Origin of the sequence: Bradyrhizobium sp. RDM12 (assembly GCF_051917485.1) — a bacterium.
Taxonomy (GTDB): domain Bacteria; phylum Pseudomonadota; class Alphaproteobacteria; order Rhizobiales; family Xanthobacteraceae; genus Bradyrhizobium.
Genome location: NZ_CM133064.1, coordinates 8,112,680 through 8,136,532, shown reverse-complemented (window position 1 = coordinate 8,136,532; position 23,853 = coordinate 8,112,680). Strand labels below are relative to the sequence as shown.

Here is a 23,853-nt window from a genome sequence, read left to right as displayed (position 1 = left end):
GAAGAAGCCTCCCTCCTGAGGCTCGTGTAGAGGTGGGTTGCATCGAGATCGAGGATGATCTGCGGGCCTCAACAATGCGAGAAATGCTGCGCAAAGGGAGGCCATTACGGCACCCGCTGAGCTGTGCGTTGTAAACAGAACGCTCCCATTATAGCTCAGCGCTCACTTGCAGGCAGCAGACCAATTAGCGCTTTAGCCTCGGACTTCAGCACTTCAACGGCAGATTTCCGAGCATCTGCATCAAAGCGAGTGCGAATGGCGGAGACCGAGAGCGCGCCCCGCAATTTGCCATGGACGTCGATCACGGGCACCGCTGCAGCCGCAACCTCAGGATCACGCTCGCCGATCGAGACGTAGAAGCCACGATCTCTGATCTTCTTTCCATCAGCTAATGCGGGATCCCGGTACGCAGTAAGAACGCGGCCGGCAGCGCCGCGGTCGATCGGCAATCGCTGTCCTTCTTCGAGGTGATGCCGGACGGAACGCGGAGAATTAACGCGATAAAGGCAAATGCGCTCGTCGCCCTCCGCGATGTAGAAGGATGCGGTCTCTCCGGTTGCCTCAACCAGACGATGGAGCGAGGGTCTGATCAGGTCACCGAAGTCGAGCCCACGCTGATAGAGCGCCCCTAAGCGCCATAGCTCCGGTCCGGGTCGAAATAGCCGGTCGGTCCCCCGCACCAGGAATCCATCCGCTTCCAAAGATGCGGCAAGGCGAAGGACCGTGCTCTTGTAGAGGTCGGTCGCCTCGGCAATCTCTGTCAGCGTCATGGCTGCGCGCTCAGGGCCGAAGGCCTTGAGGATCGCCAGCGCCCGCCCGACCGCATCAACCCCTGTTTTTGCCATTGATAACCTCTTGTTCTGTTGTACAGAACAGATATCCAGAATCAATAGAAAGTCCAGATATTCATGCGAATCTGTGTTCTGCTTGCCAGAATATAATTGACTCAGGCTATAGCGCGGGTTACTTGTTTTCGAAGATTAGAACAAGTTCTACGGAGCGAAACAATGGAAGGGCGGCCGGCACTTGCCGTCGACTTGCGCGACGTGATGATTTGCTTTGGCGACTTCACCGCCGTCAAAAGCATGAACCTCCAGGTCGGCGAGACCGAATTCGTTGCTGTGGTCGGGCCGACCGGCTGCGGTAAGTCGACGATTCTCAACACCGTCACAGGACTGCTGAAGCCCGCTGCCGGCGACGTTCGCATTTTCGGCAAGTCGCTGACGGGCCTGAACGGTCAGTCCGGCTACATGCTGCAACAGGAAGGGCTGCTGCCCTGGAAAACAGCCCAGGACAATGTCGGCCTCGGGCTGGTGTTTCAGGGAAGCTCGATCGCAAAGGCGCGCGAGCAGGCGCGGCGCTGGCTCGCCAAGGTCGGCTTGAAAGGGTTCGAGGAGCGCTATCCTCATCAATTGTCCGGCGGCCAGCGCAAGCGCGTCGCCATGGCCCAGACCCTCATCATGGAGCCGAAGATCGTCCTGATGGATGAGCCGTTTTCAGCCCTGGACGTTCACCGCGCCGCCTCATGCACCGTATCCTGCTCGACCTCTGGCAGGCGGACCGGCGCTCCCTCGTCTTCATCACCCATGATCTCGATGAGGCGATCACGCTGGCGGACCGCGTCGTCGTGATGTCTGCCGGTCCTGCCAGCCGCATGGTTGGCGATGTCAGGATCACGCTGCCCCGTCCACGCGACGTCTCGGCACTACAAACGACCGATGAATTCGTCGCGCTCTATCGTGAAATCTGGTCGCTGCTCGGCGCCGAAGTGGAGAAAAGCTATGCCACGCAGGGGTAAGGTCGTTCTCACGCAGCTCGCCATCGTCCTCGGCCTGATTCTGATCTGGGAATTGGGCGTGCGGACCGGGTTGATCGACCCGTTCTTCTTTCCGGCCCCGTCGGCACTTATCGCAAGGATCCGAGAGTGGATGTCAACGGCCGACTTCTGGACCGATGTCAGCATAACACTGCTGGAGACGGTCCTGTCTTTCCTGGCTGGTATCGGGATCGGCACGGCGCTTGGTATCTGGCTCGGCTTAAGCCCGTTTGCGGCCGAGGTCGTTCAGCCCTTTATCAAGATGTTCAACGCGATCCCGCGCATCTTGCTGGGACCCATTTTTGTCATCTGGTTCGGATTGGGGCTCACCTCCAAGGTCGCGCTCGGCGTGACGCTGGTCCTGTTCGTCGCATTCTTCAACACGTTTCAGGGCGTCCGCGAGGTCAATCCGGTGGTGCTCGCGAACGCCCGCCTGCTGCGTGCATCGAAGACTTCTCTGCTGCGCCATGTCTACCTGCCGTCCGCCACCACGTGGATCCTCTCGAGTCTGCGGGTGTCGGTCGGCATGGCCGTGATGGGAGCAGTGGTCGCCGAATATCTCGGTTCGTCCGCGGGATTGGGGCACCTGATTGCGCAGGCCGAGGGCGTCCTCGACGCGACCGGAGTGTTCGCAGGAATCATCGTCCTCTCCGCCTTCGTCGTTGCTCTCGATGCCATTGTCGACCGCGCGGAAAAACGGCTCCTGGTCTGGCGGCCCGCACCTGCACACGAAGCCTGATCGTACCGGTCTCCCATTCTCACGGAGGTTCCCATGCACGCTTTTCCACGACTGATGCTGGTCATCGCGATAGCCGCATTCTCGCTCATTTCGGCGAATGCCGCCGAGCCGGAGAAGAGCCAGTTGAAGATCGCTGTTGGCTCACAGATCCTCAACTATATGCCGCTCGAACTTGGGGTGAAGCTGGGCGCCTTCAAGGACGAAGGTCTCGAGCTGACCGTGGAGAACTTCCAGGCGGGTGGCTCAAAAGCGCTGCAGGCGCTGATCGGTGGCTCCGTCGATGGGACCGTCGGCTTTTACGATCACACCATTCAGATGCAGGCGCAGGGCAAGCAGATATCCTGCGTGTTCCTGCTCAATGACATTCCCGGCGTGTTGCTCGGTGTCCGCAGCGATCTCGCAGATAAGGTCAAGTCTGGTGCCGACCTGAAGGGCCTCAAGCTCGGGATCACGGCGCCGGGGTCATCGACCGACACCATGGCGCGGTACTACATCAAGAAATCTGGGTTGGGCCCGCGCGATTTGAACATCATCGCGGTCGGCAGCGGGGTACCCGGTATGGTGGCACTCGAAGCCAAGAATATCGACGCGCTCGTCTATTTCGACCCGATTGCGACCCTTCTCGCGCGCAAAAAGAGTGCGAGGCCGCTGTTCGACGCGCGCACGCTCGAAGGCTCAAAGCAGGCCTTTGGCGGAATCTATCCGACCGCCTGCCTTTACCTCCAGCAGACTTTCATCGACAAAAATCCGGAAACGGTCCAGCGCCTCGTCAACGCCTTGCTCAAAACTCATCGCTGGATCAACACGGTTTCGGCGGAGCAGCTCGTCGACGCGATGCCTCCTGGATACAAGACCGACAATCGCGAGGTGAACATCGAGATCATCAACGCGTCGAAAGCGCTGTTCTCGCCAACCGGCCAGATGGACATCGAGGCGGCCAAGGTCCCGCTGGCTGTCCTAAGCGACTTTGATCCGAAGATCGCAACCGCAAAGATCGACTTGAGCAAGACCTTCACCAATCGATTCGCGGAACGCGCTGCGCAGCAACTGAAATAAGTTGCGCACTCAGCGCTCGCTATCGGATCACCTACAAGAAGGCTCTTCATATGTCTCTGCCGCTAACCGGTATCCGCGTTCTCGACCTGTCAAACGTCTTGGCGGGTCCGTTCTGCGGTTACCATCTTGCGCGCCTTGGCGCGGAGGTCATCAAGGTGGAAAATCCGAACGGCGGCGACCTGGCGCGGCGCCTCGGCGCGGATCCGCAAAGAGCGGAGCGCCTGCAGGGCCTTTCCTTTGTCGCCGTGAACGCCGGCAAGCAATCGGTTGCGCTGGACCTGAAATCGGAAGCGGGCCGCGAGGTGTTCTCGCGACTGGTCAAGGAAGCCGACGTGGTGCTCGAAAACTTCCGGCCGAAGGTGATGGAACGCCTTGGCCTCGGCTTTGATGTGCTTATCAGGCAGAACCCGCGTCTGGTCTACTGCGCGATCTCCGGCTTTGGGCAGAGCGGACCGTGGTCCGCCCGTCCCGCATATGACCAGATCGTGCAGGGCCTGTCCGGGGCCATGAGTGTCACGGGCGATATAGCCTCGGCTCCCCTGCGCACGGGCTTTCCGATCTCGGACACGATTGCGGGACTGACTGCAGCGTTTGCCATCGCCGCGGCTCTGATCGAACAGCGGCATAGCGGCCGCGGTCGGTTCATCGACGTGTCCCTGCTCGAGGCCACCGTTGCAGCGATGGGATGGGTCGTCTCCAACCACCTGAACGCCGGCGTCGAGCCGCAGCCCATCGGCAACGAGAACTTTACCGCGGCTCCCTCCGGCACGTTCCGCACCGCAACGGGCCCGCTGAACATTTCCGCCAACGAGCAGAAGCAGTACCAAGCCCTATGCGACCTGATTGACCGACCGGACCTGAAGACGGATCCACGCTTTGCTGGACGCGAGATGCGCAAGGTGAACCGCGCTGCGCTCAGCGCGGAGCTGAACAAGGCATTGAGCTGCAAGCCCGCTGAGGAATGGGAGGCCCAAATGAATCTGGCTGGTGTCCCTGCCGGCCGTGTGCTGACGGTCTCGCAAGTGTTGCAGCAGCCACAGCTCCTTGAGCGCGGATTCGTAGAGACTTTGGCCCCAGAACAAGACGGTGCGCAGCCGTTACGAATCACGCGGCCGGGGTTCCGGCTGGATGAGGAGTTTTCGGTGCCTTCACCACCCGCGACGCTCGGAGCAGACACTGAGCGATGGCTGCAGCGGCTCGGCTATTCGTATGCGGAGGTCGAGCAACTGGTCTCAAGCCGGGCCGTCGGGACGCCAAGGCAAGGAGAGGCTGATTTCCTGCCGGTCCGCGTAGCCACGGACGGACCGATATCATGACATCCGACGGCTTGCGGTACTCGGCAATCGGTAGGTTGAAAGGACCGAACCGAAAATGAGCGAAGAAGAACTGCGACAGCAAGCGGCCCGTTGGTGGCGAACCTCGATCTGCGATATCGCGCCAGGTCGCATCGCCTATCGCGGTTATCCAATCGAAGATTTGATCGGCAGCGTTTCCTTTCCCGCCATGATCTGGCTGATGTTGCGTGGCAATCTGCCGACCCCAGCACAGGAGCAGCTGCTGCAAGCTGCGCTGGTTGCATCCGTTGACCATGGTCCGCACGCACCCTCCATTGCAATTGCCCAGATGGCGGTGAGCTGCGGCTTGCCCCTGAACGGCGCGATGGCCTCGGCAATCAACACGCTCGATGACGTACATGGCGGAGCAGGGGAGCAGGCTATCGAACTCTACGAAGATGTGCTGCGACGGCGCGAAGGGCGAGAGATCGAGCAGGCCGCTGTCGCTGCAATCGACCATTTCACCGCAACCCGCAGCAAATATCTGCCGGGCTTCGGCCACCGGTTTCATCCAGTCGACCCGCGCGCGGCACCGCTCTTGGCGCTGGTGGATGCTGCAGCCGCAGAAGGCAGCGTCAGTGGCGACTATGCCCAGGCCGCTCGCGCGATCGAGCGGGTGATGCAACAGCGCAAGAGCAAGCTCATTCCGATGAACATTGATGGCGCTACCGCGGTCATTTACGGCGAACTTGGCTTCGCGCCTCCGCTGGCGCGCGGCATCTTCTGCTTGTCGCGCGCGGTCGGAATCCTGGCTCACGCCTGGGAGCAAACTGGACGCAAGGATCGCAACAAGGGGCCGATGCCGAAGCAGTTCGGCTACCAATATGAGGGCGAGCCTCGCCGCACCTTGGGAGGCGCGTCATGATGTATCTCGAGAAGCCGCCTCAGCTGGTTGAGACTCGCGTGTTCTCGTCGATGCCGGCCGAGTTTCGTCGCCCGGGTGTTTCCTCGGAATGGGCGAACGCCAACCGCGGGGGCCATCCAGTCGACTGCTTTATCGAGGGGCCGTCGTTCGACAAGTTCGGGAATCTCTACGTCGTCGATATACCCTTCGGCCGCATTTTCCGGATTTCACCCGACGGCGTTTGGTCCCTGGTCATCGAATACGAAGGCTGGCCGAATGGACTGAAGATCGCCCCGGATGGCCGGGTGCTCGTGGCCGACTATATGAACGGTCTCATGGAGCTCGATCCACAGAGGGGGACGATCCGGCCGTTGCTGGGCCACCGTAGTTCCGAGTCATTCAGAGGCTGCAACGACCTGCATATCGCGAACAAAGGCAACTTCTATTTCTCCGATCAGGGCCAGACTGGATTGCACGATCCGACCGGCCGGGTATTTCGACTGTGCCCTGACGGCCGGATCGATTGCTTGATTTCTAATGGGCCGAGCCCGAATGGCCTGGTGCTCAGTCCGGACGAGACCGTGTTGTTCGTTGCAATGACGCGCGACAACAGCATCTGGCGCGTACCGCTGGTGCGTGACGGCGGCGTCGCGAAGGTCGGACGGTTCAGCTGGTTCTTCGGGACGAGCGGGCCTGACGGACTGACGGTCGATGAAAAAGGGCGGCTCTTTGTCGCGCATGCTTCCCTCGGCCACGTCTTCGTATTGGCGCCAAACGGCGAAACGGTCGCCCGCATTAAGTCCTGCGCAGGGGCGAGCTGCACGAATGTCGTGTTGGATGCGGCACTCGGCGCATTGCTCATTACGGAATCCTCTACCGGATCAGTGTTGATGGCTGATCTCGCTCACCTTCCTTGAACGTGCGCCAGCAGGAGTGGCAAGGTGCTGCCGAATCCTTTCATGCGACGGTCCGCCGAACCAAGATCCTGGAATAAGTCTGGTAGATGATGGCTGGCCAGTTGCCGAGACATTGTAGTTGGTGACGAATGGATGACGTTTATCTGCGATGATCCGAAACTAGACTGAGTAAGTCGCACCGCATGGGAAGCGCAAAAGAACGACTCGTAAAGCTGGGTCGGGCTTCGCCCGCAACGGGCCGCCGCCGACCTGTCTCCGCGGCCTTTTGGCCGGGCGGGTTACGGCTCGCGGTATCGCTTCGCGCAATGAAGAATGATTTGATCGCTGATATTTCCGAACGTTCTCGCCAGAAGGCCGAAGAGGTAACCGCTCGCGGTGGGAGTCAGCACCGCATCAGCGATCATGCTCGGCCGCGACGCACGCGTTGAAGCGTCCGTTTTGAGAAGCAACAATCCGCTGGATTTACTGCTTGAAGGACTTTACCGATAGCACGCTAGCCCAGGAGCGCTTTAACTGGTGGAGCAGAGGTCGTAGTACCGTCAGAGCCTCTTGCGCGCGCGCAATCCTCCAACCTGATATCCCCTCTTCTCGTAGAAGTGGCGTACCCGTTCTAGGGCCGGATAGCCATCCGGAGGCAACGCAACCTCAATCATCTGCCAGCCGCGGCGCTTCGCCTCCGAATCTACCGCCTCGAGTAGATGCCGACCGCAGCCAGAGCTCCGGAAGTCACGAGAAATCCATAGCTCCTGAAGCACGCCATACGCTCCGGCTGCTCTCACGGCCTGTACGGCCGAGATGCTAGCTACCCCTACAATCTGCTCGGTGGCTTGTTCCTCGACGACAAAAATGAAGCCCCCTCGGGATTCTGAATCAAGCGCAAAGCCGCCTGCTTCGCCCCTTCAAGACTGAACTCCGGTCCGGGGCCACCTAATTCGGAAAGTAGCTTTTCGACCGCTTCTGCGACCGCGTTCTTATCTCCTGGCACGCTCATGCGCAAAGCCCTGCCCCCGCGGGGCGGGCCTTGCGCTTCAGCGCCAACACAAACGCCTGTCACGTTAGTCCCTCTTGAGGAAATTCATGCTCAGGAGGATACAGAAAACGCAATTGAGAGCAACTATCAAGCTCGGTAGGGAGCAGGACGTCCGCACTCGCTATAAGCAACAGAGCTGAGGTCATTGCCAGCTGCTGCCGATTCTCAGAATCGACTGCGGCTTGAGCAGCTGCGAGCTCATCATGGACTTACTTCGATTGGAAAACGCACAAAACGGCACATTCGCCTGTTGGCAGGCCGGCCATTCCGATCAAACATTCGTAAGAGTCATTGCCGATCGTCACTCACGAATTACTCGACAGTAGATCTCGCACGATAATGATCGCAACGCCACAGGGCGCATCAGCTCGGTGGGTCCGAAGGTGAGATTCCCAGGCTCGCGTCACTCGTACAAAGTTGCGCGAAGCGGGACAGGTATCATGCGCGTGCGCCCGACAAAATCGTCTGAGCAACATCGCGAAAGGTTTGCACACTGATGCACTATCTTAAGCTTACCTCCAAGAATCGAAATATATCGGCACGCACAGCTTGTTTGGACCTTCGCTCCTCGTTTAAGGCACCGTCACGGAACGGGAGTGGTTGCGATGGAACATGGGCAGGCCGAACTGGTCGGACGGAAACCTGTAATCTTCGGACAACGTAAGGTGCGACCGCGAGCGTGCGTGGCCGTCGGCAAGCGGCATCTGCGCGCCTTTCTACGGGATGTACTGGAAGATACGGGATTTGTTATCAGCGAATGCGGCACTGCTGACGAGCTGCCGCACGTGCTCCGCACGGAGTTCCCTGATCTGATCCTGCTCGGCATTGGCTCGGATCGCATCGAGCCTGGACGATTGCTCGAGATACTCGTACGCGAAGAATTTGCAGGCCGAGTGCTGGCGTTCGGCGCCCGCGAATCAATCGTCATGACGGCAGTGCAGCAGGTCGGCGCGGAATATGGACTTGCTATGCTGCCGCCGCTGAGGACGCCGTTTGCAGCCGAGACGCTGCGCGAACGGGTCGCCACGCTCTTGCCCAGAGATCCGGCGCCCCGTCCTGCGGTCCATGTCGGAGAAGCCTTACACGCTGGCTGGCTTGAGCTCTGGTATGAGCCGAAGTTTGACGCGTGTACCCTCAGCCGACGCGGCGCCGAGGCGCTTGTGCGAATGCGGCACCCGACCTGGGGCGTTGTTCCACCAGCCTATTTCATCCCGGAGCCTCACGATCCGCATTTTAGGGAGTTGTCGCAGTTCGTGATCGACCGCGCGATCAAGGATTGGCAATATCTTCTGGGGCAGCAAACTTCAATCGACCTCTCCATCAATCTGCCGGCAGCATTCCTGATTGACCCGCAGGCGGTACGCGATCTCTGTCAGCGCATGCCGTCGCACCCCGCTTTCGGCGGCTTGACGATCGAAATCGAGAGCGAGGAAGCTATCCAGAACCTGGATCTCCTGGTCGAGGTTGCGCGTGAGGTTCGCTTTCACAACATTGGCCTTGCAATCGACAATGTCGGTGCCAATTGGCCGCAGCTAATGGGGGTGGAAAAATTCCCGTTCATGAAATTGAAAGTGGATCGCCAGTTCGTCGCCGGCTGCGCAAATGGGCCAATGAAGCGAACGGTATGCCGCCATATCGTCGATCTGGCCAAACGGTACACTGTGCGCACCGTCGCCGAAGGTGTGGAAAGCCAGGCCGACCTGATCGCTGTGACCGAACTCGGCTTCGACCTTGCGCAGGGCCATCTGTTCGGAAAGGCCATGCCACTGAAGCAATTTGCACAGTCATCTTCCAACCCTGCTCCAGCTCGTCCAAGATAGTTGCATCACGAGTGGCTGAGCAGGGCCAGGCAAAGCCTAGCAGCGCTCACCCACACCGCCTTGGCTACTCGGCACCAGGCATGAGGCTGAGTGCAATTCAATCGGTCACTTTGCAAGACCAGTGTCGCTCCGCCCGCCGCAAGTTCATTTCCCTCCGAAGCGACGCCGAAGCTTATTGTACCACAAACCCGTTTTGGCAAGCCGTCAGCGGGTCAATCCGCCGCGCTAGCCTTGCGGCCATGAGCGAGACCTGCACAAACCTCCAGTCGGTGTGTGACCGGAGGTTTGCCGAGGTCCGACGTAGACGTGCGTGCGTCGACTCGCGGCTTTTTGTCGCGCCGCCCGGTTTCGAATCATCGGGCGTCGCTTGACCCCGGCTGACGTGCCAGACAAACCGACCGAAGCTCGCAGCCGTCGAGTCGCGACTGGCTCTCGGAAGAGGGCCCAAGGGCTCGTAGCCTCAAATTGAAGCGGCCTGTTGCTGTCGCAGATGCAACATGGTCTCAGACCCGAGGCAGCAAAAATTTGGCAAATTGCCCAACGTTGACTGTGTCTGCGTTTGGCACGGCCTTTGAAAGGGATCGCCAGTGGCATCGCTCGCCTAAGAGTCGGAACGCATGGCTTACAAGATCGTCGCGTCGCAATGCACCGTTTGTGGTGCATGTGAGTTCGAGTGTCCCAACGCGGCGATCAGCCTCAAACGCGACATTTACGTTATCGATGCCAAAAAGTGTACGGAGTGCGAGGGCCATTGCGACACGCCGCAATGCGCGGTCGTCTGTCCGGTGCCTGACACCTGTGTCCCGTCCAAGACAGCATAAGCAGCGCGTGTCTAGAATGCCTCATCGCTCGATTTCGCGAGCGAAGTAGTAGATGTCGAGCTTGAGGGGACCACCGACCGCGTGGGGCGCCTCGAGATCGATGACATCGTTATGAGCTTAAGACGCTGATCGACGCCGAGGAGGCCTCGAAGGGCTCTGTCGGAGGACACCGTCGAATTTGTCACGAGCAAGGCCACCTCGATGCTCCAGTGGCCGCGTTGAGGCTTATCGTCCCTGGCTGACGAGCCGAGCCGCGGTAGACAGGCGTCGAGCGGCGACGGACGGATCGAAGGCTGCGCCAAAGTCGCTCAGCACGTGAATACCTGGCGCACCGAGGAGATCATCTTGACCAACATCAGGGAGGCGATCGACCTCGTGTCTCGTCGCGGGGCCGGCCGAACACCAAGGGTCCGACCTGATCATCCGTGCGATCCTGAAGCAATCCGGTTTAGCCTCATGCGCTGTGATCAAACGGATGCCGGCCCAGGATTATCGCAACTTCCTGACGCGCAGGTTCGAGAAGCTGCTGACGGAAAAGGTCGGGCTCGCCGGGATCACACAGATATCGAAAGCGGCCTGGGTTCGTTCCGGTCGCTGAGCTCATCCGGGTACGCGAACAGGGCATTGAACGCGAGCGCATTCACAAGCTGAGTCTCCCCAGGCCCAGGTGTTCACCAGGCCCGAGTAAGACCGTCGCGCCTGCCTAGTACAAGGCGCAATCGCTTGGGCAATATCGCAGCGATAATCGGTAGGTTGACGCATCGATCCTCGTGCGCATAATTCCAGCCGTCGTGGTCTTCGGATTTCATTTGATCCGGAGCTAAGAGGGAAGCCGGTGCAATGCCGGCGCTGCCCCCGCAACTGTAAGCGGCGAGCCGCTGTCCAACGAAGTCACTGAAGCCATGCGGCTTCGGGAAGGCCGGACAGCTGCGACGACCCGCGAGCCAGGAGACCTGCCTCGATAAGATATCGTCCACGGGCGGGGTGTCCCGGTGTGCGCCAAGCAGCTGTCGCTCACGCGACATTCGCTGCATGCGTCCGCCATGGCCTTTGCCCCAATTATGGGGTCTAAGCTATGTCTATTCTTTCGCTTCCCGTTGCCACACTGGGGACGTCACGCATCGGCCCACGACGCGAACTCAAATTCGCGCTCGAGAGCTATTGGGCGGGAAAATCCAGTGAAGCAGACCTCCTCGAGGCGGGGAGCGGACTTCGTGCCGCCAATTGGGCACGGCAGAAGTCCCGCGGTGCGACCGTCATTCCTTCGAATGACTTCTCGCTCTACGACCATGTGCTCGATACCAGCATAATGGTCGGCGCCATTCCCGACGTCTACGGCTGGACCGAAGGTCCTGTGTCGCTCAAGACCTACTTCACGATGGCGCGTGGCACTCAGGACGGTGGTCACGCTCAGCCTGGGCCTGGCGTAGCCGCACAGGAGATGACGAAGTGGTTCGATACCAACTACCACTACATGGTGCCGGAATTTCACCAGGATCAGATCTTTAAGTATGCCTCTCGGAAGCCGGTCGAGGAATATGAGGAGGCAAGAAGCCTCGGCTACCAGACGCGGCCCGTCCTGGTTGGCCCAGTCACCTTCCTGAAGCTCGGCAAAGGCGTAAATCCCGCATTCAATCCGCTGTCGCTGCTTGATCGGCTTCTCCCAGTCTATGTCGATGTTCTCCGCGAACTCGCCTCGCGCGGTGCTGAATGGGTCCAGTTCGACGAGCCATGCCTGGTGATGGACGTCGACGAAGCATCTCGGGCGGCTGTCCGCCGGGCCTATGCTCATTTCGCTAACGCCGTGCCGGCCCTTAGAATCATGCTGGCCACATATTTCGGGGCTGTCGGAGACTGTCTTGAAACAGTCTTGGCCTTGCCCGTAGCCGGGCTTCATGTCGACTTGGTTCGGGCACCCGGCCAGTTGGACGCGATTGTCGCCAGAGCCCGTAGAGATCTCGTGGTCTCGCTCGGCGTCATTGATGGTCGCAACGTGTGGCGCTCCAATCTGCCGGCGCTACTCGACCAACTTGCTCCTATGGTCAAAAAACTGGGCAGGGACCGTGTTCAGATTGCTCCCTCCTGCTCGTTGCTTCATGTTCCGACCGACATTGAGCTAGAGACCGATCTCGATCCCAATCTGAAGACGTGGCTGGCGTTCTCAGTGCAGAAGATCAAGGAACTTTCGATATTGGGCAAAGCGCTGGCCGGCCAGGCTGCCGATGTGGCCGATGAACTCGCGCTCTCAGAGGATGCATCCGTCACCCGCGAAACATCGCCCAAGATACACAGTGCGAACGTCGCCGGACGAATGGCCGCGATCGACGATAGCATGCGTCGCCGTCGCAGTGCGTTCACCCAGCGTGCCGACGTCCAGCGCGTCACGTTCGCATTGCCGATGTTTCCAACCACAACCATCGGATCCTTCCCGCAAACGGCCGACGTCCGCAATGCGCGTGCGGCCCATGCCCGGGGAGCGCTGAATGACACGCAGTACGAGCAGCTTCTCAAAGCGGAGACAGCCCATACGGTGCATTGGCAGGAAGATATCGGCCTGGACGTGCTCGTACACGGTGAGTTCGAGCGCAATGACATGGTTCAATATTTTGGCGAGCAGCTGTTGGGTTTCGCTTTCACCAAGCACGGCTGGGTTCAGTCTTATGGCTCGCGGTGCGTTCGTCCTCCTATCCTATTTGGAGATGTCTCCCGGCCGAAGCCCATGACGGTTGAGTGGTGGCGCTATGCGCAGTCTCTGACCAAAAAACCCGTCAAGGCCATGCTGACCGGACCGGTGACGATCCTGAACTGGTCGTTTGTCCGTGACGACATCCCGCGGAGCGAGACATGCCGACAGATCGCTCTCGCGATCCGAGACGAGGTCATCGACCTTGAGGCGGCTGGAGCGGCCATGATCCAGATCGACGAGGCTGCGTTGCGGGAGGGATTGCCGCTGCGCAAATCTCAGTGGAAGGACTATCTCGATTGGGCAGTGGACAGTTTCCGCGTTTGCTCCTCCGCTGTCGCTGACGGAACTCAGATCCATACCCACATGTGTTATTCCGAGTTCAACGAAATCATCGATGCGATCGCAGCAATGGATGCCGACGTCATTTCAATCGAGGCGTCGCGTTCTAAAATGGAATTGCTCGACTCTTTCAAGAGCTACAAATATCCTAATGAGATCGGGCCGGGCGTCTATGACATTCATTCACCGCGCATTCCCGCAGCAGCGGAGATCAAGCAGCTGATTGTGTTGGCGCGGCAGCGGGTTTCCGATCGGCAGCTCTGGATCAATCCCGACTGCGGACTGAAAACTCGAAGATGGGAGGAGGTGCGTCCCGCGCTCGTCAATATGGTGGCCGCCGCACGCGAGTTGCGGGCTGAGGCATGATCGTACGGAGTGTGTCGCCAACGTATTTGTGAATAAGATGCACGCGCTTTGGGAGCTCGCGATGTCCTTGCGAGCTTCCAAAGTTTCCAGCGCCTTCGAATGTCGGTCTGCCTCGGCGGAGGCGATCGCATACAGTCGGCGACAAGCTCGAATCCGGCGGACGACAGCATGCCGGCGATACCGATCAGGTGAGATGTTCCAACTCACTAACGCTCGACGCGAACCACGGCCCTATCTTTGCATTTATCCATCGCGTGGATGCGTCCCATCACAACAATCTATTTTACCGCCCTTACGATAAGACGACATAGTTGGGCATTGAGTTCAAGATGCCGAGCACATGATCCGGAGTCGCATTCATTTCGGCACTCGCCTGCACAGGGCCGGTGGCTTGCGCCTTGAGGTCCGCGGCGCGTCCGTCCCAGAATTGCGCCGCATTGAACACTGCGTTGTAGACGGTTGGGGCCCGACGTAGGCCGACCTTCCAGCCGTGACCAACGGAGGTCGGACCGGCATCGACTCCGCCGGTGCCGAGATTGTGGCACGTATTGCAGCTAATGATCCCGCTCGCCGATAGCCGCGGATCGAAGAACAGCATCTTGCCAAGCTCGACCTTTCCATGCGTGACTGGATTGTCTTTTACTGCAGGAATGACGGAGGGGATTGGATGGAAGATCTGCTTGGCGTTTCTCATCAGATCATCATCGGCGTTAGCTCCTGACGACATCAGCAGCGCAATAACCAAAATAGATGCTTCAGTGACAAGCCGAAGCTCCGGGATTGATTTGTTCATACACCGCCTCATAAGTTCTGATTGTTAAACAAGGAAACAGTCGAATGCGATGCCACGCGTTCCTCAACGGTCCGGCGCAGCATGCACCGGATCCTCAAGCGAGGCTGCATCAAAATGTGCGATTTCGAGGTGCTCGCCGCCCGCGTTCACGCAGAGGGCTTGAGGAGCTTATGTGATCGCGAGTGCGCTTTGAGCTTAAATCACGGCCTTCCTGTTGGTCGATCAGACTAGCGCCTCAACGTTCGGCGTGATGGTCAATCCGACAACAACAATTGTGCCGTAAGGAGTAAGCTGTCTGGTGGCATCGATGCTCCATCGAGCGATTGGGGTGGCCAATACGCTCCCGCAAAGTGATGTTTCCATCTTACACCGCTGGCCGCGCTCGGCGCTCATGGTGTGACTGGACAATAGCAACTGCGATGCCAGTTGTGTCTGACATGCAAGCGGCTGATTTAGTTGTGGAACGACTCCGGGCGAACAAACCAGGTCGGATGTCTTGGTTTGATCACTACATTCAGTGTCACAGATGCCACAAGCGCCAGTCCCGGCTAGACATGTTCGCACAGAGACTTTTGTGACGAGAGTCGCTTGCCAGCTTGCCGGCCGCACGCGGGAACGGCGGTAACAAGATCTACGCAGCTGTGACGAGACGCTGAGCCGAGGCGCCCGGCGGTGCGCATAGTTCACGATTTCGCCGAGCCCTGCCGGCTGAAGCCTCTCCGACTCATACCCGGGCCGCTCTGGCGCGCCGCCGCCGCGAAGCCCGGCTCGTATGTAACAGAGAAGCCTCCGGGCCCGAACATGGCTTGTGTTCAATCCCACCTGAGGTTCGCTGGCATGGCAATTGCCGATCTCAAATCTGAAAGACGCGGTTGCCCAGAGCTTGACGCTACGACCGTCCGATTGCTGGTACTCCCATTCAACACCAGCTTAAGTGGCCGGCCTGACTCCTGATCCGGCCGGGTGTTGGTTGGAATTAGATAGCCATTAGGCCCACTTACGGGCTGGTGGCAGCTTTTGAAATCCTGCGCGTTGATGGCAAATAAAGCTGAACTTCTGCAGGAGCAACCGCTACTTCGGGCTCTTGCGTTGAAAGACGCCGATACAAGAGGAGATGCTGGGAGGAGATCGTGACATCATGTCCGCAGATGGCCCAAGTCCTGAGATCTATCGGCGTCTTAGGGAGGAAGGACGTGATTGAGCACTTGTCCATGGCTGGTTCAAGTTGGGATACGGTATCCGTGATGGCTTCGATTGACGATCGCTTGAATGAGATCAGATACGTACGGAATGACATTTGGCGTTGTCGCAGAAGGCTTCAAAGCGAGCTAGATGATCTCGAGCGTAAGATGCTCGAAGAGCGTCTGCTTGAGCGGCAGTCTGCCTTTGAACGGCTCGTATCGGCGACGTTTCCTTTACATTGAGATTGTGAAGCAAAATTTCGGGACCTGTGCCGCGGGAGCATCCCGCGGTAAATAGCGTCCGCTCACAGAACGCCTGCGCCTGGGTCAGGAACGTAGCGCTCCGGTGCCGCGGGCCGTCGCGCCCCTCATGGCCCGCCGCCGACCTGAAAAGCTCCGCCCATAGCCTTGGTTCACGCGACGTGCTGGCCCGCTTCGCGCCGATAATGAAATCGTTCGGGCTCCCATCCAGGGCCACCGCCGGGGATACCGCTCGCCTCGCTTCTGCGACACCGCGGTCACGGTGAGTAAGGTTGAGCCGGCAGAGCGATCGAAGAAGCTTGAATCGCCCGTAGCGTCAGATTGTACAGAGCAGGCGAACGATATTCCAGACCAGGTGCAGCCGAATGACAAGACCCGCTCTCGCTTTTGTACTATGTTCCGCTCTTGAGTGGATCGGGCTAAGCATGGGGGCGGTTGCGGACACAAGGCGGTACGCGTGCACGATCACTGCCGCCGATCGAGAGCCGGCCGGAGTTCGGGATGAGCGGGTCATTCTCACCGTTCAATATGGCTGCCGGATCGCAGGTGGTCTCTTGACCGACGCGGGGATCACAGCAGTGTCGGTCAGCGAGTGGGCTGCTGACAAAAGGACATACTTGGCCTCAATGGAATTTCACCACGCGCTGGAGGGAGTTGCAATTGGGCAACTCTCCGAGGCGACCGGCTTCTCTAGCATGGAAGGCGAGCAAGGCATTGCGGTCGCAACTTCGGGCACGACAGTTTTCAAGTTCGCATCTGGTTCATTGGCCGACCTTTCAGGGAAGACCCTTAAATTCACGACAAAACCCACTGGCCTACGTAGCTTCGAGTTGGAATTCACAGATTGGCCAGAATCTCTTCTATGGAAGTGACGCGTGTCTTACGCTGAATTCCGCAGGCGCGCGGGCACACGAAAAATCTGTCCATACTCTTAGGCACACACATATGTGCTCCCGGGCGTATATATGCCGTCCTCCAAGACGGGCATCAGGTTAAGCCAAAACTCCGAAGGCACTCGAGCGCGGTAGAGCGTTCAAATTGACCTTCACCCGGTCCGATCAGCAGCTCTTTTGGCCGCCGATCCGCATTCAGGGACGAACTGGCCTCGCATGGCAGCGCCTGCGCGACACCGAAGCTATCAACACGGAATAAAACGCGCAGCCCGATGATGAGCACGAAGAAGAAGAAGCTGCCGGCAAACGGGCTGCCGAACGCCGACGAGCACCAACTCAAGGCAGCCCTCATTGAACAACTGAAGTGGTTGATGGCGGAGCGGGAGATCACTCAGACCGAAGCCGCAAAGCTGGTCGGCGTGAAGCAGCCCAACCTGTCCAAGCTGCTTCGGGGGCAGTTCAGGTTGGTTTCGGTCGAAAAGCTGCTGCGCATGCTGACGGCGTTCGATCAGGACGTGGAAATAAAGGTAAAGCCACGTCGGAAGCGTGGCGAAGCGGGCCGGATCACGTTTATTCGGGCCTAAGAGCTACCGAAATGGAGGGTTCATGACATCTAACCCGATGGCGGCCAAAGCGCTCATGAACCCACCGTGCAGTGCCCGATCCGCAATCATGAGATTCGCTGACTGAATCCCTCGCCGCCGCTCTTCGCGCAGAGATCCGCCACTGTTTCCAGGAACAACTGGCGAGCAAGGACGTGGAGGTCGTCCGGGTCACCGAAGCGCTCTCCAGCAGGAGCGCGCGGAGCTCCAAAGGGGTGGTGAGCAGGTCGAACGCGAGGTCGTGAACCGACTGGCGGCTGAGTGCAGCCAACTCGTCGCTACAGAAGCGAGGAAGGCGCACGAGGCAGCTTGATCGATTCGGCTGATTCCAGCGGGCCTCCCTCCCTCTCTCTCTCTCTCTCTCTCTCTCTCTCTCTCTCTCTCTCTCTCTCTCTCTCTCTCTCTCTCTCTCTCTCTCTCTCTCTCTCTCTCTCTCTCTCTCTCTGGAAGGAGAAGATCTCGGCTCGCAAGGCGGGCATCTTCCTTCCGGGCCGGAGATCGCAATCGGACATCGTTAGAGCGGGATCCGCGGCTGGAGTCGTCGCCAGGCCGAGTGCCGAATGCTGTTACGTCCAATGCGGATTTTCGAGCACCAATCAGCGCCACAGGAAGTACTCAAACCTGCCGAGCACGGTGAAGCCAAAGACGACGTTCAGGATGGCCAACACCCAGGCGTAGTGATCCCGAACCAGAAGGCGATGATGGTTGGCAGAAGGTACGCCGCGGCGAGTGGGATCATTCCACGCATCCCGACGGACATGCTCATAAAAGCGGAAAGCGCGACGATGCCAGCGATGAGTCCGATCCCGAAATGCCGGTGCTCGGTGATGTTCAAGGTGAGTGATTGTCTCCTTGGCGATACATTCTTCGCTCCTGACTCGACCTTCAATGCGGCGAGTAAGCGATCTTTAGCAGCGTCGATTTCGCGGAGAGCGTAACCGATTGTTTTGTTTCAGACAGGGCGTTAGAGGCTACCCTTGTCGCTGCCAGACAGGGTCAGGTTTATAACAATCCGCAACCTGCCTGCTATCTAGCTCTACAGACGTTGCTTTTTGTATTCGATCGGCGCTGGCACACTCGTTGCAGACTCCTGCGCAAGAGGCGGCTGTTAATTCCTTTGCATCGCCATGCACAGGGACATGCCTCGTGATCGCACGCGAGTGAGTAAAGAAGCCGATATGACCAACCGCTGGAGAGCAGGTATGACTTCACCGATACGCGTCTTGGTCATCGATCAACAGCGTCAAACATGGCGCTTCTAAGCGCTCAGCCGAGATGAGCTACAAGGTCGTGAACGACGGCTGCGGCATGATCCAAAACGCCGCGAACTTGCGATCGGTAGCCCACGCAGATTGCGCGCTTTACACCTGAGCGCCGGATCGGAAATCCGTCGGTCTACCGCAAAAGCGTCGCTTCTTATTGAGACGACAATCGAAAAGGAAATGTGTATGAGCCGAGCAAGTACCCAAGGCGTTGCAGAGATCAAGGCGCACAACAAACAGCTAATCGATGAGGTGTTGAAGGTCTACCCGGAGAAGACCGCGAAAAGGCGCGCCAAGCATCTCAGTGTTCACGAGGCGGGGAAGTCGGATTGTGGCGTCAAATCGAACATCAAGTCCATTCCGGGCGTGATGACCATCCGTGGCTGCGCCTACGCGGGCTCCAAGGGCGTGGTCTGGGGACCCATCAAGGACATGATCCACATCAGCCATGGACCGGTCGGCTGTGGTCAGTACTCATGGGGCTCGCGGCGCAATTACTACGTTGGCACGACCGGCATCGACACGTTCGTGACACTGCAGTTCACCTCGGATTTCCAGGAAAAGGATATCGTGTTCGGCGGCGATAAAAAGGTCACCAAACTCATCGACGAGCTCCAGGAGCTATTTCCTCTCAACAGGGGCATCACCATTCAATCCGAATGTCCGATCGGTTTGATCGGCGACGATATCGAGGCGGTCTCCCGAGAAAAATCAAAGGAATATGGCGGTAAAACGATCGTGCCTGTGCGGTGCGAGGGTTTTCGCGGGGTGTCACAATCGCTCGGCCACCACATCGCGAACGACGCCGTTCGGGATTGGATCTTTGACAAGAGCGCCCCAGAGAGCAGCTCCAAATTCGAGCCGACGCCATATGATGTTGCGATCATCGGCGACTATAACATCGGCGGCGACGCCTGGTCGTCACGAATCCTGCTCGAAGAAATGGGCCTGCGCGTCATCGCCCAGTGGTCCGGGGATGGATCTCTCGCTGAATTGGAGGCGACGCCGAAGGCGAAGCTCAACATATTGCATTGCTATCGCTCGATGAACTACATCTCACGGCACATGGAGGAAAAATTCGGCATTCCCTGGTGCGAGTATAACTTCTTCGGCCCTTCCAAAATCGGGGAGTCGCTGCGCAAAATTGCAAGCTTCTTCGATGATAAGATCAAGGAAGGCGCCGAGCGCGTCATCGCGAAATATCAGCCGCTTGTCGACGCGGTGACTGCGAAATACCGGCCGCGGCTCGAAGGCAAGACGGTAATGCTGTTCGTCGGCGGCTTACGGCCCCGCCACGTCATCGGCGCCTATGAGGACCTCGGCATGGATGTTGTCGGCACGGGCTATGAGTTCGGGCATAACGATGACTACCAGCGCACCGCTCAGCACTACGTCAAAGATGGCACGCTGATCTACGACGATGTCACCGGCTACGAATTCGAGCGCTTCGTCGAAAAGATCCGGCCAGACCTGGTCGGCTCCGGTATCAAGGAAAAATACGTCTTCCAAAAAATGGGCGTGCCGTTTCGCCAAATGCATTCCTGGGACTACTCGGGTCCTTACCACGGCTATGACGGCTTCGCGATCTTCGCCCGCGACATGGACATGGCGATCAACTCCCCGATCTGGGGGAAGACCACGGCACCTTGGAAGGACGCTCCGCAGCCGAGCCTCATGGCAGCGGAATAGGAAAGCCGACGCCCGGGCCGTTTCTTCCGCAAAGGAGGGGAGGGGCAGGAGAACGAACACAAGAACCTAACGAGTGCCATGATGACACAGAATGCCGAACACATACTCGACCACTCTGAGCTTTTCCAGGGAGACGAATACCAGCAGATGCTGGCCAATAAGAAGGCGCTATTTGAGAATCCGCATGATCCCGCCGATGTCGATCGCATCAAAGAATGGTCCAAGACGTCCGAGTACCGCGAGAAGAACTTCGCTCGCGAGGCGCTAACCGTTAATCCGGCGAAGGCCTGCCAGCCGCTGGGTGCGGTGTTCGCCGCGCTCGGGTTCGAGCGTACACTGCCGTTTGTCCACGGCTCACAGGGCTGCGTCGCGTATTATCGCAGCCATCTGTCACGGCACTTCAAGGAGCCGACCTCGTGCGTCTCCTCGTCCATGACGGAAGACGCGGCGGTGTTCGGGGGGCTTAACAATCTTACCGACGGGCTTGCCAACAGCTATAACATGTACAAGCCGAAGATGATCGCGGTCGCCACGACCTGCATGGCGGAAGTCATCGGCGACGACCTCAATGCCTTCATCAAAACATCAAAGGAAAAAGGTTCGGTCCCCGCGGACTACGACGTACCATTCGCTCACACTCCTGCATTCGTAGGCAGCCACGTCACTGGCTACGACAATACGCTCAAGGGCATCCTCGAGCATTTCTGGGATGGCAAAGCCGGCACGGCGCCAAAACTCGAGCGCAAAGCGAACAACACGATCAACTTCATCGGTGGCTTCGACGGCTACACTGTCGGAAACATCCGTGAGATAAAGCGCATCTTCGAGCTGATGGGGATCGGATACACGATCCTCGCGGATAACAGTGACGTGTTCGATACTCCCACCGACGGCGAGTTCCGCATGTATGATGGGGGCACCACGCTAAAGGATGCCGCGAACGCAGTCCACGCGAAGGCAACCATTTCCATGCAGCAATATTGCACGGAAAAGACGTTGTCCTTCATCAAGGGACACGATCAGGAGGTCGTCGCTTTCAATCACCCGCTGGGCGTCAGCGCCACGGACGAGTTCCTGATGACGCTGTCGCGTATCACCAACAAGGCAATTCCAAATGCGCTGGAGCAGGAGCGCGGGCGTCTGGTAGACGCAATGGCTGACTCTAGCGCGCATATCCACGGCAAGAAGTTCGCGATCTACGGCGATCCAGACCTCTGCTATGGCGTGGCCGCATTCCTGCTGGAGCTCGGCGCGGAGCCGACACACGTGCTGTCGACGAACGCGAGTAAGGCCTGGGAGCAGAAAATGCAGGCGCTGTTCGCGAGCTCGCCGTTCGGTAAAAATTGCCGCGCCTTCCCAGGCAAGGATCTCTGGCACATGCGTTCGCTCCTGTTCACAGAGCCGGTCGATTTGCTGATCGGTAACACCTACGGCAAGTATCTCGAGCGTGACACCGGAACGCCGCTAATCCGCATCGGCTTTCCCATCTTCGATCGCCATCATCACCATCGTTATCCAGTGTGGGGCTATCAGGGGAGCATGAATGTGCTGGTCAAGATTCTCGACAAGATCTTTGATGAGATCGATCGAAAAACCAGCTCGGTTGGCAAGACAGACTACAGCTTCGACATCATACGCTAAGGCGAGCGCCCCGCCTCATCGTCCGCAGGAACAGCGGCGCTGTGGCGGGGATCACAGGTTATCCGCCGGCCATGCTTTTGGTCTGTGTGTCTTGACATTCCCGAAAGAGACGCCATGACTTCGCTTCCCACGACCATACAGGACGTCTTTAACGAACCGGGCTGCGCCAGGAACGCGAGCAAGTCGAACGTCGAGCGCAAGAATGGATGCACCAAGCAGCTGAAGCCGGGCGGCGCCGCCGGCGGGTGTGCCTTCGATGGCGCCAAAATCGCATTGCAGCCCTTCACCGATGTCGCCCATCTTGTGCATGGTCCAATCGCCTGTGACGGCAATTCCTGGGACAATCGCGGTTCCGCCTCCTCCGGCTCCGATCTGTGGCGCAGAAGCTTCACCACTGATATGAGCGAGACCGACGTCGTGTTCGGCGGCGAGAAGCGGCTGTACAGGGCAGTCAAGGAGATCACAGAGAAATACGACCCGCAGGCCATCTTCGTCTACCAGACATGCGTGCCCGCAATGATCGGTGACGACATCGACATGGTCTGCAAGGCGGCCTCCGCCAAATTCGGCAAACCGGTCATCCCCATCAATGCACCGGGATTTGTGGGGTCGAAGAACCTTGGTAACAAGCTCGCGGGCGAAGCGCTGCTGGAACACGTCATCGGTACCGGAGAGCCCGATTGCACCACTCCGTATGACATCAACATCATCGGCGAATACAACCTGTCCGGTGAGCTCTGGCAGGTCAAGCCGCTGCTCGATGAGCTCGGAATTCGGATCCTGTCGTGCATCTCGGGGGATGGCAAGTACCGCGAGGTCGCTTATTCGCACCGAGCCAGAGCCGCGATGATGGTCTGCTCAAAGGCAATGATCAACGTCGCACGCAAGATGAGGCAGCGCTACGGCATCCCGTTTTTTGAAGGCTCGTTCTACGGTATTGAGGATTCCAGCAATTCACTGCGCCAGATCGCGCGCATGCTGATCGAACGTGGCGCGCCGGCTGAGCTGATGGAACGCACGCAAGCTCTGATCGCACGCGAAGAGACCAAAGCCTGGGCTGCGATTGAACGTTTCAAGCCGCGCTTTGCCGCCAAGAGGGTTGTTCTCATCACCGGCGGCGTGAAGTCCTGGTCGATGGTGGCCGCCTTGCAGGAGGCCGGGCTCGAGATCGTCGGCACGTCCGTGAAGAAATCGACCACGAAGGACAAGGAACGTATCAAGGAATTAATGGGCCAGCATGCCCATATGATCGAGGACATGTCGCCTCGCGAGATCTACAAGATGCTCAAGGACGCAAAAGCCGACATCATGCTCTCCGGCGGCAAGTCGCAATTCGTCGCACTAAAGGCGGCGATGCCATGGCTCGATATCAACCAGGAGCGCTGCCACGCCTATATGGGCTATGTCGGGATTGTCAAGCTTATGGAGGAGATCGAGAAAGCGCTCTACAATCCGGTATGGGATCAGCTCCGCGAAGCCGCGCCATGGGATGAGTTCGACCGGAAGCTTCAGGCAAAGACGGTTGCGCAGATGCAGGCGCAAGCGGCGGATCCAGTTCCGGACGCGAACACGAACGGCGTCAAGACGATAAGTTTCTCCAATCAAAGTGAGGTCGGCCATGGTGAGAGCGCGATTGCGGCGCATGGCCAGAACCTCGCCGAGCCCGCCAAGCCGTGCACCAATTCCAGCGCACGGTGCGTTGCTTGTAAGGACATTCGTTCCGATCTCAGGCCCTCGGCGCTGCAGGCGGCGGAGTAGGGGAA

18 protein-coding genes, 2 pseudogenes and 1 riboswitch are annotated in these 23,853 nt (G+C 58.7%); of the genes and pseudogenes, 16 read left to right on the top strand and 4 right to left on the bottom strand.

Annotated features, from left to right (window positions below; translation table 11 throughout):
* Positions 1 to 155 precede the first annotated feature (155 nt).
* Entirely contained in the window at positions 156 to 890 is a 735-nt protein-coding gene (locus tag ACTGJ9_RS39340; protein WP_456675383.1) for an IclR family transcriptional regulator, read from the bottom strand.
* A gap of 117 nt (positions 891 to 1,007) precedes the next feature.
* On the opposite strand from ACTGJ9_RS39340, the pseudogene ACTGJ9_RS39335 reads away from it, so the two are divergent.
* The 6 genes and pseudogenes from ACTGJ9_RS39335 to ACTGJ9_RS39310 all read left to right on the top strand — a co-directional run bounded on the left by ACTGJ9_RS39335 (position 1,008) and on the right by ACTGJ9_RS39310 (position 6,706).
* Positions 1,008 to 1,798, top strand: a pseudogene (locus ACTGJ9_RS39335) (ABC transporter ATP-binding protein).
* Positions 1,782 to 2,555, top strand: a complete 774-nt coding sequence (locus ACTGJ9_RS39330; RefSeq protein ID WP_456675382.1) for an ABC transporter permease — start codon at positions 1,782 to 1,784, stop codon at positions 2,553 to 2,555. The pseudogene ACTGJ9_RS39335 and the gene ACTGJ9_RS39330 overlap by 17 nt, the downstream one beginning before the upstream one ends.
* A 33-nt stretch (positions 2,556 to 2,588) precedes the next feature.
* On the top strand, positions 2,589 to 3,611 hold the full coding sequence (locus ACTGJ9_RS39325) for an ABC transporter substrate-binding protein (protein ID WP_456675381.1): 1,023 nt from the start codon (positions 2,589 to 2,591) through the stop codon (positions 3,609 to 3,611).
* 50 nt (positions 3,612 to 3,661) lie between these two features.
* Positions 3,662 to 4,927, top strand: coding sequence for a CaiB/BaiF CoA transferase family protein (locus ACTGJ9_RS39320; protein WP_456675380.1), 1,266 nt, complete (start codon positions 3,662 to 3,664; stop codon positions 4,925 to 4,927).
* Positions 4,928 to 4,982: 55 nt separating this feature from the next.
* Positions 4,983 to 5,810, top strand: coding sequence for a citryl-CoA lyase (locus ACTGJ9_RS39315; RefSeq protein WP_456675379.1), 828 nt, complete (start codon positions 4,983 to 4,985; stop codon positions 5,808 to 5,810).
* Positions 5,807 to 6,706 carry an SMP-30/gluconolactonase/LRE family protein gene (locus tag ACTGJ9_RS39310; protein ID WP_456675378.1) on the top strand — a complete coding sequence of 300 codons (900 nt, stop codon included), beginning with the start codon at positions 5,807 to 5,809 and terminating at the stop codon, positions 6,704 to 6,706. Before ACTGJ9_RS39315 ends, ACTGJ9_RS39310 begins: the two co-directional genes overlap by 4 nt.
* A gap of 539 nt (positions 6,707 to 7,245) precedes the next feature.
* Here ACTGJ9_RS39310 and ACTGJ9_RS39305 read toward each other — a convergent pair.
* Complete coding sequence (locus tag ACTGJ9_RS39305; RefSeq protein WP_456678768.1) at positions 7,246 to 7,521, bottom strand: GNAT family N-acetyltransferase; 276 nt, start codon at positions 7,519 to 7,521, stop codon at positions 7,246 to 7,248.
* An 820-nt stretch (positions 7,522 to 8,341) separates the two neighbouring features.
* Here ACTGJ9_RS39305 and ACTGJ9_RS39300 point away from each other — a divergent pair.
* From ACTGJ9_RS39300 to metE, 4 genes are all read left to right on the top strand, one after another.
* A complete protein-coding gene (locus ACTGJ9_RS39300) occupies positions 8,342 to 9,556 on the top strand; it encodes an EAL domain-containing response regulator (RefSeq protein WP_456675377.1) in 1,215 nt (404 codons plus the stop codon).
* A gap of 617 nt (positions 9,557 to 10,173) precedes the next feature.
* Complete coding sequence (locus ACTGJ9_RS39295; RefSeq protein ID WP_247804211.1) at positions 10,174 to 10,377, top strand: 4Fe-4S binding protein; 204 nt, start codon at positions 10,174 to 10,176, stop codon at positions 10,375 to 10,377.
* A gap of 475 nt (positions 10,378 to 10,852) precedes the next feature.
* On the top strand, positions 10,853 to 10,975 hold the full coding sequence (locus ACTGJ9_RS39290) for a hypothetical protein (protein WP_456675376.1): 123 nt from the start codon (positions 10,853 to 10,855) through the stop codon (positions 10,973 to 10,975).
* 177 nt (positions 10,976 to 11,152) lie between these two features.
* Positions 11,153 to 11,352, top strand: a riboswitch (cobalamin riboswitch).
* A 100-nt stretch (positions 11,353 to 11,452) separates the two neighbouring features.
* On the top strand, positions 11,453 to 13,768 hold the full coding sequence (metE, locus tag ACTGJ9_RS39285; protein ID WP_456675375.1) for a 5-methyltetrahydropteroyltriglutamate--homocysteine S-methyltransferase: 2,316 nt from the start codon (positions 11,453 to 11,455) through the stop codon (positions 13,766 to 13,768).
* A 298-nt stretch (positions 13,769 to 14,066) separates the two neighbouring features.
* Here metE and ACTGJ9_RS39280 read toward each other — a convergent pair.
* Positions 14,067 to 14,561 (bottom strand): annotated as a pseudogene (locus ACTGJ9_RS39280) (cytochrome-c peroxidase); the annotation flags it as partial.
* A gap of 2,020 nt (positions 14,562 to 16,581) precedes the next feature.
* Between ACTGJ9_RS39280 and ACTGJ9_RS39275 the strand changes: the two are divergent.
* Positions 16,582 to 16,875, top strand: coding sequence for a hypothetical protein (locus ACTGJ9_RS39275; protein WP_456675374.1), 294 nt, complete (start codon positions 16,582 to 16,584; stop codon positions 16,873 to 16,875).
* A 293-nt stretch (positions 16,876 to 17,168) separates the two neighbouring features.
* Positions 17,169 to 17,480: a helix-turn-helix domain-containing protein gene (locus ACTGJ9_RS39270; protein ID WP_456675373.1), complete on the top strand. Its 312-nt coding sequence runs from the start codon at positions 17,169 to 17,171 to the stop codon at positions 17,478 to 17,480.
* Between the two features lie 296 nt (positions 17,481 to 17,776).
* Here ACTGJ9_RS39270 and ACTGJ9_RS39265 read toward each other — a convergent pair whose 3' ends face one another.
* Positions 17,777 to 17,968, bottom strand: coding sequence for a hypothetical protein (locus tag ACTGJ9_RS39265; RefSeq protein ID WP_456675372.1), 192 nt, complete (start codon positions 17,966 to 17,968; stop codon positions 17,777 to 17,779).
* Positions 17,969 to 18,058: 90 nt separating this feature from the next.
* On the opposite strand from ACTGJ9_RS39265, the gene ACTGJ9_RS39260 reads away from it, so the two are divergent.
* From ACTGJ9_RS39260 to nifE, 4 genes are all read left to right on the top strand, one after another.
* A complete protein-coding gene (locus tag ACTGJ9_RS39260) occupies positions 18,059 to 18,436 on the top strand; it encodes a hypothetical protein (RefSeq protein WP_456675371.1) in 378 nt (125 codons plus the stop codon).
* Between the two features lie 510 nt (positions 18,437 to 18,946).
* On the top strand, positions 18,947 to 20,449 hold the full coding sequence (gene nifD / locus ACTGJ9_RS39255; RefSeq protein ID WP_456678767.1) for a nitrogenase molybdenum-iron protein alpha chain: 1,503 nt from the start codon (positions 18,947 to 18,949) through the stop codon (positions 20,447 to 20,449).
* A gap of 81 nt (positions 20,450 to 20,530) precedes the next feature.
* On the top strand, positions 20,531 to 22,090 hold the full coding sequence (nifK, locus tag ACTGJ9_RS39250) for a nitrogenase molybdenum-iron protein subunit beta (protein ID WP_456678766.1): 1,560 nt from the start codon (positions 20,531 to 20,533) through the stop codon (positions 22,088 to 22,090).
* Between the two features lie 114 nt (positions 22,091 to 22,204).
* Positions 22,205 to 23,848, top strand: a complete 1,644-nt coding sequence (nifE, locus tag ACTGJ9_RS39245) for a nitrogenase iron-molybdenum cofactor biosynthesis protein NifE (RefSeq protein WP_456675370.1) — start codon at positions 22,205 to 22,207, stop codon at positions 23,846 to 23,848.
* Positions 23,849 to 23,853 lie beyond the last annotated feature (5 nt).

Coding starts and splice junctions, on each gene's coding strand:
- ACTGJ9_RS39330 (WP_456675382.1), top strand. CDS start 1,782: ATGCCACGCAGGGGTAAGGTCGTTCTCACGCAGCTCGCCATCGTCCTC.
- ACTGJ9_RS39290 (WP_456675376.1), top strand. CDS start 10,853: ATGCCGGCCCAGGATTATCGCAACTTCCTGACGCGCAGGTTCGAGAAG.
- ACTGJ9_RS39315 (WP_456675379.1), top strand. CDS start 4,983: ATGAGCGAAGAAGAACTGCGACAGCAAGCGGCCCGTTGGTGGCGAACC.
- metE (WP_456675375.1), top strand. CDS start 11,453: ATGTCTATTCTTTCGCTTCCCGTTGCCACACTGGGGACGTCACGCATC.
- nifD (WP_456678767.1), top strand. CDS start 18,947: ATGAGCCGAGCAAGTACCCAAGGCGTTGCAGAGATCAAGGCGCACAAC.
- ACTGJ9_RS39310 (WP_456675378.1), top strand. CDS start 5,807: ATGATGTATCTCGAGAAGCCGCCTCAGCTGGTTGAGACTCGCGTGTTC.
- ACTGJ9_RS39260 (WP_456675371.1), top strand. CDS start 18,059: ATGCTGTTACGTCCAATGCGGATTTTCGAGCACCAATCAGCGCCACAG.
- nifE (WP_456675370.1), top strand. CDS start 22,205: ATGACTTCGCTTCCCACGACCATACAGGACGTCTTTAACGAACCGGGC.
- ACTGJ9_RS39270 (WP_456675373.1), top strand. CDS start 17,169: ATGATGAGCACGAAGAAGAAGAAGCTGCCGGCAAACGGGCTGCCGAAC.
- ACTGJ9_RS39295 (WP_247804211.1), top strand. CDS start 10,174: ATGGCTTACAAGATCGTCGCGTCGCAATGCACCGTTTGTGGTGCATGT.
- ACTGJ9_RS39300 (WP_456675377.1), top strand. CDS start 8,342: ATGGAACATGGGCAGGCCGAACTGGTCGGACGGAAACCTGTAATCTTC.
- ACTGJ9_RS39320 (WP_456675380.1), top strand. CDS start 3,662: ATGTCTCTGCCGCTAACCGGTATCCGCGTTCTCGACCTGTCAAACGTC.
- nifK (WP_456678766.1), top strand. CDS start 20,531: ATGACACAGAATGCCGAACACATACTCGACCACTCTGAGCTTTTCCAG.
- ACTGJ9_RS39325 (WP_456675381.1), top strand. CDS start 2,589: ATGCACGCTTTTCCACGACTGATGCTGGTCATCGCGATAGCCGCATTC.